This is a genomic window from Thermorudis peleae (assembly GCF_000744775.1).
Taxonomy (GTDB): Bacteria; Chloroflexota; Chloroflexia; order Thermomicrobiales; family Thermomicrobiaceae; genus Thermorudis; species Thermorudis peleae.
Genome location: NZ_JQMP01000003.1, coordinates 1,403,701 through 1,420,561 on the forward strand (window position 1 = coordinate 1,403,701; position 16,861 = coordinate 1,420,561).

Sequence of the window (16,861 nt, forward strand, 5' to 3'; positions counted from 1 at the left end):
CCCCTTGTCTCTCATTCGGTCATGGTTGGGATCATGATCACCGCAGCAAAACGCCCCTCGTGTCCGACTGGCCGGCGATGGGAAAACCAGAGGTCCGGGTGGCACGCGGTGCAACCACCAACACACTCAATCTGCTCGGCAGGGACGCCATACGCTTGAAGAACCAGTTGCGCTGCCTGTCTGAGATCAAAACGCCAGTGGCCATCTTGCCACTCCACAGCTGCTTCCCAGTTGGCTAATCCGAGGGCACGCCAAGCCGTGATGACCTCTTCGCCGACCGCGTAGCAGCATGAGCCAATCGCGGGGCCCAGGACAGCCACAAGGTCACGTGGCTGCACAGTATACCGTGTCATCAGCATCTCAAGCGCACGTACAACCACGCCCTGCGTTGTCCCGCGCCATCCAGCATGGATTGCCGCGGCAATGGGCCGTTGCGGAGCATAGAGCAAGATCGGAAGGCAGTCAGCACAGAACACGGCGACAGGAATTCCAGGTGCTGTAACAATCAGCCCGTCGACGCCAGAAATTGCCTCCTCATAGCACCATGCTCCGCGGCCAGCATCCCGTTCATCGACACAGGCAATTGCATTGCCATGGACTTGCTGTGCGCAAACTGTTCGCTCAAGCGGGAGTCCCAGCGCACGCCACCACGCTTGACGATTTGCCCGTGCTGATGCTGGCGCCGTAACAAAACTCACGTCGCCATCGTCGGGCAGGACCGTAGTCCGCGTCGTTATGCCATGTGGTACTCCAAGGTCGCTGAGTAGCCGAGAGCGTTGTGGATGCACCATTCCGTGCATGGTCATGCATACCGCTCGAGTGCAATTGGGACATCAATGACCATCGGCTCGTTAGCCTCCACGGCGTGTCGCAGCGTGACTTCAAGCTCGCTCGGAGACGCGACGCGGACAGCGGTCAGTCCATATGCCGCTGCAAGCTTGACATAATCTGGGTTGACTAAATCGACATCACGATAATGCCCAGGATAAGCCCGGTGCATCGCGACTTTCACAGCTGTATGCGTGCTGTCATTGAAAATCACCACGATGACCGGGAAACGATAATGCGCTAAGACACCGAGCTCTTCGAGTGTGAACTGAAAACCGCCGTCTCCGTTCAGCGAAACGACCGGTACATCAGGACGCGCAAGCTTGGCGCCGATTGCAGTGGGCAGCGAAGAGCCGAGGGTACCGAAACCGCGTGGGAAGAGATAGCTGCGAGGTTCATAGACAGGAAGGAACCGTACGCCTTCATAGCAAAGCATGGTCATATCGTTGACGATAATCGCCTCACGCGGGAGGGCTGCACGGACTGCTTCAAGGTACGGCACATACCGTGCTGTACGCTCATCTGGGGGAGTTCGCAGAGCGTGCTTGACAGGCGCAATCTCTTCAGGTGTCCACCCCTCACGTGGACGAGCTCCCGCGTGGACTGCAGCGAGCAGTGCGCTGAGCGTAACGGCAGCATCAGCTGCCAGCGCGACATCCGGTTGGTAGCGCTTGCCGAATTCGTGCTCATCGATGTCAATGTGAATGAGCGGTGTTGGGAGTGGCATTGTGCCATTGGCTGTAGTGCGCACACCAAGCCCGCTGCCGATGACGATGGTAAGGTCGGAACGCTCCATGAGGGTAACAACGGGATTGTCTGGTGACCATCGGTAGCCAAAGGCGCCGGCAACCTGTGGATGATCCTCCGGCAATGCCCCTTTGCCCATGAGCGAAGTGAGGACAACCGCACCAATAGCCTCGACAAACTCTTTCAGGAGCGGGGCAACCCGTCGGGAGACGGCGCCGCCGCCTGCAAAGACAAGGACGCGCTTGGCGTTGCGCAGCAGCTGTGCAGCGTGTTCGATCAGGTGCGGGGCAGGCTCGCTTGGAGGAGGTGGCGTGGCTGGTTCAACTGCCAGCGCTGTTGCTTCATCGAGAAGATCAAGCGGGACTTCGAGGTACACTGGGCGTGGTCGGCCTGTCCAAAGCTGCCGAAACCCTTCGGCAATTGCCGGTGCGAGTTCGTCTGCCGTCATTGCGCGATATGCCCACTTGACGACAGGCCTGACAACCGCGAGCTGATCAGTCAGCTCGTGCAAGTTGCCTTCCAGTCGATTGAGAAATGGACGCTCAAGATTCGTGGCAATGAGAAAGACGCGTGAGCTGTCGGCAAAAGCCTGCGCAATTGGCGTCAAGATATTGGTGACGCCTGGTCCGGTAATGGTCACGGCGACACCAACGCCCTCCGAGACGCGCGCGTACCCATCGGCCATGTAGCCAGCTCCTTGTTCGTGGCGTGGCAGCACGGTTTGTATGACTGCGCTGTCATCGAGGGCGCGGTAGAGAGAAAGTGTATGCACACCGGGGATGCTGAAGACATAGCGGACACCGTGGGCCTCAAGTGCACGCACAATACTTGCTGCTCCACGGATTGCCGGTTTTGCGGCCACCTCCACGGATAACACATCCTTTCAGTCATTCCCTGTTCCCGTGCGTAGTATAACGGCTTGCGCTGTAATGCGAACGCCCACGTTCCATATTGTCCCATCGTGTCGCTGTCAACATTGTGTATCGCGGGTGATGTGCGATATCGCTGTGTGCATCGTGCCCGCAACCGAGCACAGCATTGCCGCGTGTGGCGAGCATTCGTGCACTATCGGGTTGATCACCGCTCACCAGACGAAGGAATCGCGTCGTATTACGCGTATTCCCAAGCGTGGGTGCCCAGTTGGTGACCCGTTCGCCGCGGAACAGCGAGCAGAGTCTTGTCGTCGTGCGGTTTGCCCTCATTGCGCATAAGTGTGCTTATCCGCAAAAAGGAATCCTGGAAAGGGAAGGGCTATGGCGACTGAGCGCGGAATGCAGCAACGGCTTGTTGCGCGTACCGATGCGCTTGACGTGTCGGTTCTGGGATGCGGTAGCGAGCGGTGCGCAGCACCCAGTCGACGGCTTCGCCTAACGTGATGCGGTGACCAACGGAAACGAAAACGGGTGCGACACCCGTGCGTGTGCGCACTGCCATGCCGACAACTTCTCCGTGATCAATGAGAGGCGCGGTGGCGCCAGCATCGTTCCCGAGCTCATGGTAAACGCCGCATAGCTTGGATTTCGCCACACCAATCGTGGGAAGATCGCAGGTTACGCCAATATGGCAGGCCAGCCCACATCGGCGTGGGTGCGCTTTGCCTTGACCATCAATGAAGAGTAACTCTGGCGGCTGCGAAAGCTTGGCAAGCGCGGCGAGCACCGCCGGCGCTTCGCGAAACGAAAGAAATCCAGGAACGTACGGAAACGTTATGTCGACTGTGGCGGTGCAAACGTCGTGCACGGCAAGTGTCGCGGCGTCGAGTATGACAACAACCGCAACCGCCTGATTACCTAGGAGATGGACATCAGCGCCGGCAAGCCACTGGGGCGGTTTCGGCAGCGGGCATTCGAGGACGCGTTGGGCAAGCGCGCGTTGCTGTGCTGCCAACGTTTCAAGCGTTTCGGGGGAAACGGCTGCCATCGGTTTGACCTTTCTCGCAGGCGGCAAAGCGTGTTCCCGGTGGCAGTCGGGCGCCACGCCACCAGGCAAGCCCTGACATCGCAGCCCGGCCTTCAGGAATCACCTCGAGAAGGACGATGGGGGTGCTCCCAGTGCCAACGAGCAGTCCCGCAGCTGCCGGCCAGAGTTCCCCCGGTGCAAGTGACGGATGGTCCGCTGCCAGCGCAACGCGCAAGATGATCAGCCGGCTTTGTTCAACCTGCGTCCAGGCACGGGGCCACGGGGAGAATGCCCGAACCATCCGATCAATCTCAACGGCTGGACGCGTCCAGTTGATGCACCCATCCTCTTTCGTCAGTGGACGGGTGTAGCTTGCAAGCCGTTCATCTTGCTCACGCGGAATAAGCTTCCCTGTTACCCACGCGACAAGCGCATCCGGAACGTGGTCTGCTGCGAATGCCGCGAGTCGATCGTGAAGGGTTCCAGCTGTGTCATCGGGCTGAATTGGAAGAACCCACTGAGCAAGAATTGGCCCTGCATCAAGCCGCTCTGTCATCAGCAGCAGCGTTATGCCTGTTTCGCTGTCGCCGTTGAGCAAAGCAGCCTGAATTGGTGTTGCACCGCGATACCGTGGGAGCAAGGAGGGGTGAACGTTGACACACCCATGAGGTGGAAGATCAAGCACGGGTCGTGGCAAAAGGAGTCCGTAGGCTGCAACGACAGCAAGATCAGGTTGAGCAGCAGCGAGTGTCGCTTGGACGTCAGCGTGACGGAGCGTTCGGGGCTGGAAAACCGGCAGGCCCAGCGCATCGGCAAGCTGTTTTACTGGTGGTGGCGTCATTGTTCGACCACGACCTGACGGCCGATCGGGCTGGGTAACAACAAGGACAACGCTGAAGCGCGGATCCTGTGCAAGCGCGCGCAAAATTGGCACGGCGAAATCAGGTGTGCCGAAGAACATTGTTCGGATTGGTTGCTGTTGGTGCTCTCCCATGCTCAACTCGTCAGCATCGTCTACCATGCGCTATCCTCTCGGAGAGTCTACCGCGCGCCGGAGGAGTTGCACCATCGAGGATCACCGGTGATGAGCAAGCAGCGTCGTGAACAGGTAGGCTGGTGGCTTGCAACGCTGGCTCTTTGTGGGCTGGCACTTGGCGTTCGCCTCTTCGGCCTCAACTGGGACGATGGCTTTCTGCTTCATCCTGATGAGCGTTTCATTCTGATGGTGGCGCATGACCGCATTCATCTGCCACACCAGTCGTGGACAGTTCTGCTTGATCCAGCGAAAAGTCCGCTGAATCCTCGGGCAGACAGCCCAGATGGGCACCCACAGTCGTATGCCTATGGTGCCTTGCCGCTTATCCTACTCAAGGTCATGGGCTGGTTTTGGGGGACGGTTACTGGAATTCCGTCGCTATCCCTTGTGCAACTGGCTCACGTTGGCCGGTTCAGCTCAGCGCTAGTCGATACCGTAACGGTTCTGCTCACGATGCTGCTTGCCCGTCGGCTGTATGGGCAGATAGCTGGGATGCTGGCTGGACTCCTGGCTGCTCTGAGTGTTATCGCAATTCAACAAGCCCATTTCTTCGTGACCGATCCCTGGACAACCTGCTTCGTTGCCCTCAGCTTGTTTCTCGCTGTTACCTTCATCGAAAAGCCATCGTGGTGGCGCGCTGGCTTGCTCGGCATGGCATATGGGGCCGCACTGGCCTGTAAAGTCAGCGTCGCACCGTTGGTTGTCCCGATCGTCGTCGCACTCGCGTCGACCGCGCGGCGAGCCTCAAGCAATCGGTGGCAGAAATTTTTTGACTGGAGTTTTACTGCAGCGGTTGGTGCCCTGGTCATCTTTGCGCTGTTCGAGCCGTATGCGCTGCTGCGACCACGTCCCTATCTCACGGATGCCATCACCCAGTGGCGAATCGCGACGGGCCGTATTGACGTTCCCTATACCTTGCAGTACATCGGCACGCGTCCAGTGTTCTATCAGGTCGAGCAGCTTGTCCGGTGGGGATTCGGCCCAGCGCTTGGACTTGCATCGCTGCTTGGTCTCGCTGTCGGCATATGGCGTGCCACACGCGAACGCCGCGTTGCTGAGGCCATCCTTGTCGTCTGGATCATCGTCTACAGCGCGAGCACCATGTTTGCGGAGATGAAGTTTCTCCGCTATCTGTTACCCCTCGTGCCACCGTTGCTGGTGCTAGCAAGCGGATTACCAGGATGGCTGCAGACCGTTTGGAAGCATCGCTGGGCTCCAGTCGCGATCTGGGGGATAACCGCTGCTGTGGTCGTGGTGACAGCTGGTTGGGCTGTGGCATTTCTTTCCATCTACACTGAGCCAAATACGCGGGTCGCAGCTTCTGCCTGGATCGACGCCAATATTCCAGCTGGCGCCACGCTCGGAGTTGAGCATTGGGACGATCCCCTTCCACTCCCGTTGCCTGGTCATCCATGGCCAGGTACGGCCTATCACCAGGTAACATTGACGCTTTACGATGTCCGACCGAATGATCAAGCGTTTGCCTACATTGCACAGCAGCTACAAAACGTTGACTATATCATTCTGTCAAGTGATCGCCTGGCACGTTCCATTCCGCGCGTGCCCTGGCGCTATCCTGTCACAAGCGAATACTATCGGCTTTTGGAGAATGGACAGCTTGGCTTTCAGCTTGTCTATGAAGGGCATGTTGTCCCGCATCTGGGGCCGCTGCAGTTTAACGACATCGATGCCGACGAGAGCTTTAGCGTCTACGACCATCCCCATGTACGGATTTACCGAAAGGTCCAGCAACTTTCAACGGCCGAACTCCAGGAGCGCTTCGCCTGGGCAATGTCTCAACCCTGGTATCCTCAGCGGACTATGCCAGATGCGTATCGCGTGCGTCTTGGCCAGCCAGCGGATACGCTTCCGGTTGCCAATGATCTTGGGTGGTCTGCACCCCTCACCCGGTTTCAACTGCTTGCGGTGCTGTGGTGGGTCATCGTTGTCTGTGGGCTCGGCTGGCTTGTTCAGCCCTTTGCCGTGCAACTCTTCAGTACTTTTGCCGATGCTGGTTACGGCTTGGTCGTCCTGCTGAGTCTCGTGCTCGTTGGATATCTTACGTGGATTGCCGTTGCAATTGGCTGGCTTCCCTTCTCGATGCCCTGGCTCCTGCTTCCCATCGCCCTGGTTGGGCTTGGAAGTCGCGTGCTTCTACGCAGCATGCAACCTGCGCCAACGCGAACGCTTTCACCGTTACGGTGGGGCAGCCTTGCCGCCTTTTGGGGATGCTTCGGCCTGTTCTTGCTTCTGCGCGCACTCGATCCTGATCTCTGGCATCCGATCTTCGATGGTGAGAAGCCGATGGAAATGGCCTATACCCTCGCCATCGCTCGAAGTCTCCATTTCCCACCGTATGACCCGTGGCTGGCCGATGGCACGATGAACTACTACTACTATGGCTTTTATCTCGCCGCCTTCTTATGGAAGCTCACCGGGATTCGCCCCGAGGTTGCGTTCCAGCTGACGGTTGCCACGTTCGCCGGCATGCTCGGTGGGGCGCTCTTTAGCCTTGGGGCAACGCTCGGCCGTTGGCTCCTGTACCAGCGTCCGAACGTGGTGCGCTGGGCTGCCCTGTCCGGAGCAGTAACCGTCTATTTGGGATTACTCAGTGGTAATCTGGACCCCCTTGCCCAGGTCGTGCAGAAACACAGCCTGACCATCGATTTCTGGCAAAGCTCTCGCGTCGTCACGAATGCGATTACCGAATTCCCGTATTTCACGTATCTCTGGGCTGATTTGCATCCGCATGCGCTTGCGCTGCCTTTCCTTGCATTGTTGCTTTGTCTTCTCGCACAACGTGTTCTTGTCGAGGCACCGATATGCCGGCTACGTCTCGACCAACTCGTACTGAGCGGTGTTGCCGCATTCACAGCTGGAACGATTATGGTAACGAATACGTGGGATTTGCCCCTTGCAACCATCCTCCTGGTGCTCTACGCTGGAGCACCCCTCCGACACGTGGCTGGCCGATGGCAGCGCTGGCTTGGCGCGCTTGCGGCAACAGGTTGCGAAGCTGGTGTGCTCATTGTGCTGGCGCGATGGCTGTTCCAGCCGTTCTACGCGCACTTCATTGCACCGGTCAGTGGCATAGCGGTAACGCGTTTTGGTACACCGCCACTCCAGTATCTGGCGCATTACGGCATTGCCCTCTTAGTCTTGGTCGAGGCAGTGCTGCTTTGGCTCACCCTTCGTGAGCATGTGCCCTGGTTGACTATGATCTTCCCGGTCGTTGCAATCTTTGGAGGCGTTGCGCTGACAATTGCGGTGAGCCATTTCTGGCCCCAGTGGACCCCTGCCGTCAATGTGCCAGCCTTCCTCATCACGCTCGCCGAAGCGGCGCTCATGCCATTGTTGTTCCAACAATTGGTGGGAGAACTTCCCGCAACCTGGGAAAGTTGGCTGATTCTTGGGTTGACGAGCGTTGGTGCAGGATTGGTTGTCATCATCCGGCCGACAGCGGGCATGCTCTTTATTCCTGCACTCGGGGTGACATTCGCCATTCTGCTTCGGTTTCGCGGACAAGGGGCGGCACTGCTTGCCCTATGCGCTGCAGCTGGTGCGCTCTGGATTACGCTGCTTGCTGACCTCGTGCTTGTCCGTGACGACCTGTATAACTCTCCGTGGGAGCGCATGAACACGGTCTTCAAGTTCTACTTTGAAGCATGGCTGCTCGTGAGCGTTGCAGGCGGGGTGGCCTTTGCCTGGCTCGCGAGCCAGGTGTGGACTGAACGCTCGTTGCCGGGCGTTGCCCTGGGGGCAGTCTATCTTCCGCCGTCGTCAACAACTGACGATACGTCCCAGACCGCTACTGAGCCTGACCGCGGTATTGCTCGCTGGTCCTTTGCGGGGGCACTCCTCGCCATTGTGCTTGGGCTCGGTTATCCTCTCTTGGGCACACCGCAGCGTCTTGCCCAGCGGATGCCAACGACGCCGTGGGGAAGCCTCGATGGGTTTGCCTGGATGAATGGCGCAGTCTTTCCAAATAGTCGGGGGGAACCGATTTCCTTGACTGGAGACTATGAAGCCATTCAGTGGCTTCGCGACCATGCACAAGGCAATCCCGTTGTCCTTGAAGCAAGCATTGGTCCCTATCGAGGAGATGGCGCACGCATCTCAGCGGCGACGGGATTGCCCGATGTCCTCGGCTGGGATCGACATGAACGCCAGCAACGGATGAGTACGGAAGTCGACGAACGAATGGTGCTGGTCCGTCAAATCTATCAGGAGACGAACCTTACGACCAAAGTGGCACTGTTACGCCGCTTTGGCGTGCACTACATCATCGTTGGCGACGTGGAACGGCACTGGCGGCTCGATCCGCCGGTGGCTGGAGCAAGCCAGCCAGAAGAGCTTTATGCCTCTGCCGCCGGAATTGACGCGTTCACGCAGCTTGAAGGTACCGTGTTACGCCGGGTCTTTGATCGTGATGGAACGATCATTTGGGAAGTCTTGCCTTTCCCCACTTTGCCTCCGGCTATAGGAGAAACGGGTCAGCATTCATGACGGTCATACTCTGGTATCTCGTGCTGTTGGCGTTGGGATGGGCAGCCTACCCACTGACTGCACGCGCGTTGTCCCGCTTACCTGATGCTGGACTCGGTCTGCTGCGCATCGTTGGGCTGGTCGTCATGCTTGGACCAGTGTGGTGGCTTACCAGCTTCTTCCCCATCCCTTTCAAGCCAGTGACACTATGGGTGGCGCTCGGCGGTGTTGCCGCCCTCTGTTGGGGACTGGAATTGTTCCGCCCCGTTGCGCGCCTGATTTTGCGGTCACAGTGGCGCCGGGCATTGCTCTACGAAGCATTGACATTGCTCGGATTCCTGGCCTATCTCGGCTTCCGCGGCTTTCAGCCGGACATCGCCTATACCGAAAAGCCGATGGATTTGGCTTTCTTGGCCAGTGCCATCCGGACCAATCATTTACCATTGCCTGACCCCTGGTTTGCTGGACAGCCAGCAAATTACTACACGTTTGGCTATATCATGATGGGCGCCCTCGCTAAGCTGGCTGGTGCGCCGCCGGGCATTGCCTTTGTGCTCGCGCTTGCGACACTCTTTGCCCTTTGCCTCGTTGCAAGTGTGAGTGTCGGGGCGAATCTCGCTCGTTTCCTTGCTGGTCCATCCTCATCCGCGTGGCCGGTCTGGTTGGGTGGAGCGTTCAGTTGCCTCTTTCTCTTATTTCTCGGCAACCTCGTTACGCCATGGCGATTGCTGACACGTCCGCACCAGACGCTGTCACAGTCGTGGTGGGAGGGGATCGGGTGGAACGCTTCTCGCGTAATCATTGATACGGGGTTTCCGTTTGGCAATCAGCCCCACCAGACGATTAACGAATTTCCTGCCTTCTCGTTCGTTCTCGGTGACCTTCACCCTCACCTGCTTGATCTGCCGTTCTTCTTGCTGGTGATCGGCCTTGCCGTAGCGCTTGTTCAAGGTTATGAGCAACCATGGGCACTCGGCCTGGCGGCGGGCACGCTCGGCTTGCTCGACGCCACGAATTCCTGGGACATGCCAACCGGCCTTGCGCTCCTCGCTGTTTCTGCTCTGCTGGCCCCGCGTACTGCCGGCTGGGTCTACCGAGCGCTTGCCTATGCCACCACGGTTGCAGGGCTCGCCCTCGCAGCGTTGCCATTCACGCGTCTCTATATTCCGTCATTTGGCGCTGATCCATCTGTGCTTCCACCAGCGCTTGCACAGTTTCCCATTCTTGGCACCATCATCCGAACGTTTGGGATCGTTATCTGGAATCGCAGTAGTGCAAGTAGCCTTGTACTTGTGCATGGGTTCTTTCTCCTCCTCGGCTGGGGCTGGACCATCGTCGCGTTCCGCGGGTTGCCGGAGCGACTGCGACCCTCGCCGTTCCTGGCAGCGATCATCGCGGGAGTGGTTGCAGTACTGAGCTTTGCGACGCATTTCCCCGCGTTGTTCCTCTTCGGACTTCCAGCTGTTGTGCTTGCATTGAGTGCCTGGATTGGTGATTGGCAGCCTGCAACGCGCTTCGTTCTCGGTGCGCTCGCCCTTGCGTGGGGGCTGATTATCGCTGTCGAGTTGGTCTATCTTCAGGACGTCTTTGGCGATCGCATGAACACGGTCTTCAAAGTGTATTTCCAGGTCTGGGCGATCCACGCGCTCATTCTTGGCGGCAGCTTGCCTGCACTTCTGACGCATCTCGGACAGATTCGACGCTGGCTTGTCCCGGCTTCACGTGCTGCTGTCGTTGTTGGCTGCCTTGCGACCTTGACGTATCTTCCGCTGTCAGCATGGAAATGGACAAATGGCTTTGAGCGCTGGCAGGGGATTGATGGGTTAGCCTATATCCAACGCTTTTCGCCATCAGAGGCCAAGGCGATCAACTGGCTTGCTCGAACAGCGCCGACGAATGCCACCGTACTTGAACTGCCCGGTTGCTCGTATGGTGTAACGAATGGCTTACCCCAGAATCGTGTCTCAATGGCCACTGGTATTCCAACGGTCGCTGGTTGGTTTGGGCACGAATATCAGTGGCGACGGGGCAGTCCGGCGCAGCTTCAAGAATTGAGCCAACGCCGTCAACTGGCAACGGCAGTGTATACCATGCCAAGTATGCAGTCGGTAACCGCACTGCTTCGCCGCGTTCCCGTCACGTATATCTACATTGGCACACTTGAGCGCGTGGGGCTTGGCCCAGGCTGTCCAATCGATGGCACCGTCCAGCCAGCGGCACTCGAGCAAACCTTGCAGCAAGCAGGCTGGCAACGTGTTTTTGCCGATGGCGACGTCGCAATCTATCAGCGTCTTCCGCACGAGAGTATCGTTGACGATGAGCGGGGAAGCATGTTAGCATAAGAACGCTATGCCAGGAAAGTCCTGGCTGTTTTCGCGTGAGGTAGGGACGCGAAGAAGGGGGATTCCATCAGTACGTCGCGCCCGCTACGGGTTAACGAACGGATCCGTGTACCCGAGGTTCGCCTGATTGACGAGAATGGTACAAACCTCGGTGTTGTCCGAACAAATGAAGCGCTCCGGATTGCGCGTGAGCGCGGTCTTGACCTCGTCGAAGTGCAGCCAAACGCTGTTCCGCCGGTCTGCCGGATCATGGACTATGGAAAGTACCGGTATGAGGAAAGCCGGCGGGAGCGAGAGGCCAGAAAGCGGCAGAAAGTTATTGAAGTGAAGGAAATCCGCCTGCGACCACGTATCGATGACCACGATCTACAGACGAAGCTGCGGCAGGCACAGGGTTTCCTTGCTGACGGTGCAAAGGTGCGCTTCACCGTCATGTTCCGTGGGCGTGAGATCGCCCATCAGGAACTGGGTGAAAAACTCCTCCAGCGAGTTGTTGAAGCCATGACGGGACATGCCGTCATTGAGCAGCCGCCTCACCTTGAGGGGCGAAACCTGATCTTGGTGGTTGCGCCTCACGGGAGTGTCGGTCAGGCGGTAGAACGACCAGCGACAACGACAGAGAAAGGATAGAGCCCGTGCCAAAGATGAAGACGAAGAAAGCTGCGGCGAAGCGGTTTAAGATAACCGCAGGTGGCAAAGTCTTGCGTATGCGTGGGTGGCGCGGCCATAACCGGCTGAAGAAGAGTGATCGTGTGCGTCGATCATACGACCGCATGCTTCCAGTATCACCATCAGATGTGCATCGGGTGAAGCGCTTGCTGCCCTACGCGTTCTAAGCGGTTCTCGTCATGTGATACAAGCGGGAGTGGAGCAGAAACAATGGTGCGGGTCAAACGTGGAGTAACAAAGCGCCGTCGCCATAAGAAGATTCTTGAGATGGCGAAGGGCTATCAGCTCGGACGAAGTACGCTCTATCGCCAAGCGAATGAGGCGGTACTCAAGGCCCTTCGATATCAGTATCGTGACCGCCGTAACCGTAAGCGAGACTTCCGGCGCCTGTGGATCATTCGGATCAACGCGGCGGCTCGGCAACACGGCTTGCGCTACAGTACATTCATCAACGGTCTCAAGCTTGCCGGCATTGAAGTCAACCGCAAGATGCTCGCTGATCTTGCGGTGAATGACACCGCCGCGTTCGCGGAGCTTGTTGCTACTGCGAAGAACGCCCTGGCTGAGCGTGCAGCGTGAACGCATCACGAGTCCAGCCAATCCAGTAGTACGCTATGCCCGCTCACTGCTACGCCCTCGGATGCGAGACCGTGAGCGGGCATTCCTTGTTGAAGGACCACGCATTATCTATGATGCGCTCGCTGCGGGTATTGCCCCCCGCGTCCTTTTCTACGTTCCCGAACGGCTTAGCTTACCTGAGCAATCACTCATCGACGAAGCTGCACGTCACGGAACGCGTGTCATTGCCGTTGCCCCACCAATCCTCTCCTTGATAACGGATACCGTCACTCCACAGGGCATGGTTGCAATCTTCCCGCTGCCGGACTTGCCCCTCGCAATCCCCAAAGACCAATCAGCACTCTTCCTCGTCCTTGATCGGATTCAGGATCCAGGCAACGTTGGCACCATCCTCCGTACAGCGCTCGGTGCCGGCGTTCACGCGGTCTTCTTGACTGAAGGAACCGCCGATCCATTCGCACCGAAGGTTGTCCGTGCTGCCGCAGGAGCACACTTTCGCTTGCCGATCTTGCCACTTGACCCTGCCCATCCCGATCCTCGCATACTCCGCTGTGCCCAGCGGCTTGCCGCCGAAGTGAAGAGTTCCCACTCCTATGATGCGATCGACTGGACACGCGATACGGTGCTTGTTCTCGGCAGTGAGGCGCACGGTATCTCGTCAGCCCTCCGACCACTCTTAACGGGATCAGTGGCGATTCCACTTGCTGGCGGACTCGAATCGCTCAATGTCGCGATTGCGGGAGCGATTCTGCTGTTTGAAGCTGCACGGCAGCGGCGGCGCCGCTAGCGGGATGCCATCAGCAGTCAGTTTTGCTTGAATTAACGCTGAAGAAAAGCGTTCGGTGCTTGGGACTTGAGAAATCTCAGATTTGCGCTATAGTAAGAGTGATCTTCGAGCCTGACCGGACAGGATGAAGGAAGGGAAAGGGGGTAGCTATGCGAAAGAGTGATCTCATCCGTGTTGTTGCGGAGAAGACTGGGCTGCGACAAACCCAGGTTACACCAGTGGTCAACGCACTCTTTCAAACGATTCAGGACGCACTCGCCCGTGGCGAGCAGGTGAGCATTGCCGGCTTTGGCACGTTCCGCGTCAGCGAGCGCTCCGCGCGAGAAGGCCGCAACCCGCAGACTGGCTCGAAGATCACGATTCCGGCTCGAAAGAGCCCAAGCTTCCGCCCAGGTACGCAACTGAAGCGCGCCGTTTCGGGCAAGTAGGCCCTGGCCGCTGCGTGAGGGAAACGGAGCACCGCGAGCAAGCCGCTTTTCGCATGCGGCTTGCTCGTCTGTTACTCTGACCGCGGCATCGAGTCCTGTTCGCTGAGTGCTGTCCGCAAAGCAGCTAAAAGTCCAGCGTGTGCCGCCTGATACGCGCGCAGCACTGCTTGGGCAATCGCGTCAGCGTCAGAGCGACCGTGAGCAATGAAGACAAGGCCGTCAACACCAAGCAACGGGACCGCACCATATGCCCGGTAATCAAGGCGCTGCAGTGCTTGGCGGAGCACAGGCCGTACGAGCGCACCGAGCAGTGCCGTATACCAGTGCGCACGAAATGCCCGCTGGACCGTTTCGCGCACGAGCCAGGCGGCCCCTTCTCCCGTCTTGAGGAGAATATTGCCGGTGAAGCCGTCGCAGAGGGCAATGTCGACTTTGCCCTGCGGAAGTTGGTGGGGTTCGATGTTTCCAACAAAGGTAAGTCCTGGCGTCTCCTGAAGCCGGGCGTAGACCTCGCGCACGAGTCGGCTCCCTTTGCCAGGCTCTTCACCGTTGCTAATCAGGCCAATCCGTGGGTGCTGGATGCCTTGGGTAACACGAAGATAGGCTTGTGCAAGCCAAGCATAGTGGACAAGCCATTCTGGGCGAGGGTCGACGGTCGCACCGGCATCAAGCACAAGTACCCAACGTCCATCAACGGTTGGAAACGGGATGGCAAGCGCCGGTCGATCAACGCCCGGAAGCCGGCCAAGTTCGAGCACAGCTGCTGCTACGATCGCACCGGAGTGACCAGCCGAGACGAATGCAGCTCCCGCACCGTCACGAAGTTGGGTGATGCCAACACGGATCGAGTTTCCTGGACGCCGAACAGCAGCAATTGGCTCCTCATCCATCCGAATAACATCGGGCGCATCGAGAAGATCCAGGGCAACTCGATCAGAGGATGGCAGTTGGTCGAGCATCGGCTGAATAACTTGCCGCTGTCCAACTAAACGCACCGATATTCCTGCGCGCTTGACGGCGAGCAGGGCACCGCGAACGGTCACATCCGGCGCTGCATCACCCCCCATGGCGTCGAGGACGATGGGGAGTGCCCCGGTCAGCATTGCGCTAGGGCGTTGGTGTTGCACCGGCATACCTCGGTCACGCTAGATATCAAGATTGCGCACTTCTTTGGCATGCGTCTGAATGAAGCGACGACGTGGTGGTACCGCGCTGCCCATGAGCATGTCGAACGTTTCATCGGCGCGAACGGCGTCCTCAATCGTAACGAGCAGGAGGGTGCGGCGCGCTGGATCCATGGTGGTTTCCCAAAGCTGCTCCGGATTCATCTCGCCTAAGCCCTTGTATCGCTGGATCTCCCACTTCTTTTCAGGATTGCGATTGAGAATTGCGTCGCGCTCGGCATCCGAGTAGACGTAGTGCACTTCGCGCCCACTCTGCAGCCGGTACAGCGGCGGCTGGGCAATAAAGAGCCGGCCATCGACGATGATTCCCTCAAGGTAACGGAAGAAGAACGTGAGCAGCAAGGTGCGAATGTGTGCACCATCGACGTCAGCATCGGTCATGAGGATGATGCGGTGGTAGCGCAGCTTCGCCGGATCGTACTGATCGCCGATCGATGTGCCAAGGGCGGTGATCAGCGCACGGATTTCCTCATTCTGCAGCATGCGGTCGAGTCGGGCTTTCTCGACATTCAGAATCTTGCCCCGCAGCGGCAGTACTGCCTGGAAACGGCGGTCACGTGCTTGCTTGGCAGAACCACCTGCAGAATCTCCCTCGACGATGTAGAGCTCAGCGCGGCTCGGATCGCGCTCGCTGCAGTCGGCGAGCTTGCCCGGCAAGCTAAACGTCTCTAGCGCACCCTTGCGCTGCACAAGTTCGCGGGCTTTGCGTGCCGCTTCGCGCGCGCGGGCAGCGGTGACACACTTGTCAATGATAACCCGAGCAATCTGCGGATTTTCTTCAAGGTATGCCGAGAAACTTTCGTAGACGACGGATTGCACAGTGCCGGCAACCTCGGCGTTGCCAAGCTTGCCTTTGGTCTGCCCTTCAAATTGAGGCTCGGGCAGCATGACACTAATGATTGCTGTTAAGCCCTCGCGGACGTCTTCGCCGCTTAAATTCGCGTCGTTTTCCTTGAGAAATCCGTTCCGCCGGGCGTACTCATTAATCGTACGAGTAAGCGCAGCCTTAAACCCGGTCACATGGGTGCCACCATCAATCGTATTGATGTTGTTGGCAAAAGCATGGGTGGATTCAGCAAAGCCGTCGTTGTACTGGATTGCAACCTCAACGAGGCAGTTGTTCACTTCTCGCTTGACGTAGAACGGTTGCGGCTGCAAGACATTCTTATTGCGATTGAGGTGACGCACAAACGAGATAATGCCACCCTCGAAGTAGAAGGTCATTTCCCGGTCAGTACGCTCATCGAGAAAGTGAATGGTGAGCCCGCGTGTGAGATAGGCAATTTCTCGGAAGCGCTGCAGCAAAACCTCGTCATTGTAGTCAAGGGTGCGGAAAATCTCTTGATCAGGCAAAAACCGTGTCGTCGTGCCATGCTCATCCGGTGTGGTGTCGCCAACGACTTCAACTGGCGTTACAGGGACACCGCGCTCATAGCGCTGGCGATAGATATGCCCATCCCGCCGTACTTCAACTTCAAGCCAACGGGAAAGCGCGTTGACGACTGAGGCACCAACGCCGTGCAACCCACCCGAGACCTTGTAGCCGCCGCCTCCAAACTTTCCGCCGGCGTGGAGCGTCGTCATAATGACTTCGAGGGCCGATTTCTGCAATCGTGGATGTGGATCAACAGGAATACCACGCCCGTTATCCTGCACGGTAACCGAATGGTCGGCATGAATGGTCACGTCAATACGCGTGCAGAAGCCGGCAAGGGCTTCGTCAACGCTGTTGTCGACGATTTCATAGATCAGGTGATGGAGGCCACGAATGTCAGTACTGCCGATGTACATGCCTGGACGGCGACGGACTGCCTCCAGCCCCTCGAGCACTTGAATTGTTGATGCATCATACCGTGTCGTAACCATCGTTGCTCCTT

The 16,861-nt window shown here is 58.1% G+C and carries 13 protein-coding genes; 7 read left to right on the top strand and 6 right to left on the bottom strand.

Translation table 11 applies throughout. From position 1 onward, the window contains the following. Nucleotides 1–11: 11 nt before the first annotated feature. From pgeF to fmt, 4 genes are all read right to left on the bottom strand, one after another. Nucleotides 12–806, bottom strand: a complete 795-nt coding sequence (pgeF, locus tag N675_RS13735) for a peptidoglycan editing factor PgeF (protein WP_051914529.1) — start codon at nt 804–806, stop codon at nt 12–14. Continuing rightward, a complete protein-coding gene (locus N675_RS09445) occupies nt 803–2,443 on the bottom strand; it encodes a thiamine pyrophosphate-binding protein (protein WP_051914530.1) in 1,641 nt (546 codons plus the stop codon). Before N675_RS09445 ends, pgeF begins: the two co-directional genes overlap by 4 nt. A gap of 383 nt (nt 2,444–2,826) precedes the next feature. Further along, entirely contained in the window at nt 2,827–3,495 is a 669-nt protein-coding gene (nfi, locus tag N675_RS09450; RefSeq protein ID WP_051914531.1) for a deoxyribonuclease V, read from the bottom strand. Then, complete coding sequence (gene fmt / locus N675_RS09455; RefSeq protein WP_231577993.1) at nt 3,467–4,495, bottom strand: methionyl-tRNA formyltransferase; 1,029 nt, start codon at nt 4,493–4,495, stop codon at nt 3,467–3,469. The genes nfi and fmt overlap by 29 nt, the downstream gene beginning before the upstream one ends. A 63-nt stretch (nt 4,496–4,558) precedes the next feature. Here fmt and N675_RS09460 point away from each other — a divergent pair, with 63 nt between their 5' ends. The 7 genes from N675_RS09460 (at nt 4,559) to N675_RS09490 (ending at nt 13,800) form a co-directional block, all read left to right on the top strand. Further along, entirely contained in the window at nt 4,559–9,016 is a 4,458-nt protein-coding gene (locus N675_RS09460; RefSeq protein WP_038039123.1) for a DUF2298 domain-containing protein, read from the top strand. Beyond that, a complete protein-coding gene (locus tag N675_RS09465) occupies nt 9,013–11,337 on the top strand; it encodes a DUF2298 domain-containing protein (RefSeq protein WP_038039125.1) in 2,325 nt (774 codons plus the stop codon). The genes N675_RS09460 and N675_RS09465 overlap by 4 nt, the downstream gene beginning before the upstream one ends. Nucleotides 11,338–11,463: 126 nt before the next feature. Beyond that, on the top strand, nt 11,464–11,967 hold the full coding sequence (gene infC / locus N675_RS09470) for a translation initiation factor IF-3 (RefSeq protein ID WP_231578010.1): 504 nt from the start codon (nt 11,464–11,466) through the stop codon (nt 11,965–11,967). A 14-nt stretch (nt 11,968–11,981) separates the two neighbouring features. After that, the gene (rpmI, locus tag N675_RS09475; RefSeq protein ID WP_422396428.1) at nt 11,982–12,173 is read left to right on the top strand and encodes a 50S ribosomal protein L35; all 192 of its coding nucleotides are present in this window, start codon (nt 11,982–11,984) and stop codon (nt 12,171–12,173) included. 43 nt (nt 12,174–12,216) lie between these two features. Next, entirely contained in the window at nt 12,217–12,585 is a 369-nt protein-coding gene (rplT, locus tag N675_RS09480; RefSeq protein WP_038039131.1) for a 50S ribosomal protein L20, read from the top strand. Then, nucleotides 12,575–13,372 (top strand): TrmH family RNA methyltransferase, encoded by a 798-nt coding sequence (locus N675_RS09485; RefSeq protein WP_231577994.1) that lies wholly within the window; start codon nt 12,575–12,577, stop codon nt 13,370–13,372. The genes rplT and N675_RS09485 overlap by 11 nt, the downstream gene beginning before the upstream one ends. A 149-nt stretch (nt 13,373–13,521) precedes the next feature. Next, nucleotides 13,522–13,800: an HU family DNA-binding protein gene (locus tag N675_RS09490; RefSeq protein ID WP_038039132.1), complete on the top strand. Its 279-nt coding sequence runs from the start codon at nt 13,522–13,524 to the stop codon at nt 13,798–13,800. Between the two features lie 71 nt (nt 13,801–13,871). On the opposite strand, the gene plsX is transcribed toward N675_RS09490, so the two are convergent. Together plsX and gyrB are read right to left on the bottom strand one after the other, a co-directional pair. Then, on the bottom strand, nt 13,872–14,927 hold the full coding sequence (gene plsX / locus N675_RS09495) for a phosphate acyltransferase PlsX (RefSeq protein WP_197066285.1): 1,056 nt from the start codon (nt 14,925–14,927) through the stop codon (nt 13,872–13,874). An 18-nt stretch (nt 14,928–14,945) separates the two neighbouring features. Beyond that, nucleotides 14,946–16,850, bottom strand: a complete 1,905-nt coding sequence (gyrB, locus tag N675_RS09500) for a DNA topoisomerase (ATP-hydrolyzing) subunit B (RefSeq protein ID WP_038039134.1) — start codon at nt 16,848–16,850, stop codon at nt 14,946–14,948. Nucleotides 16,851–16,861: the final 11 nt, after the last annotated feature.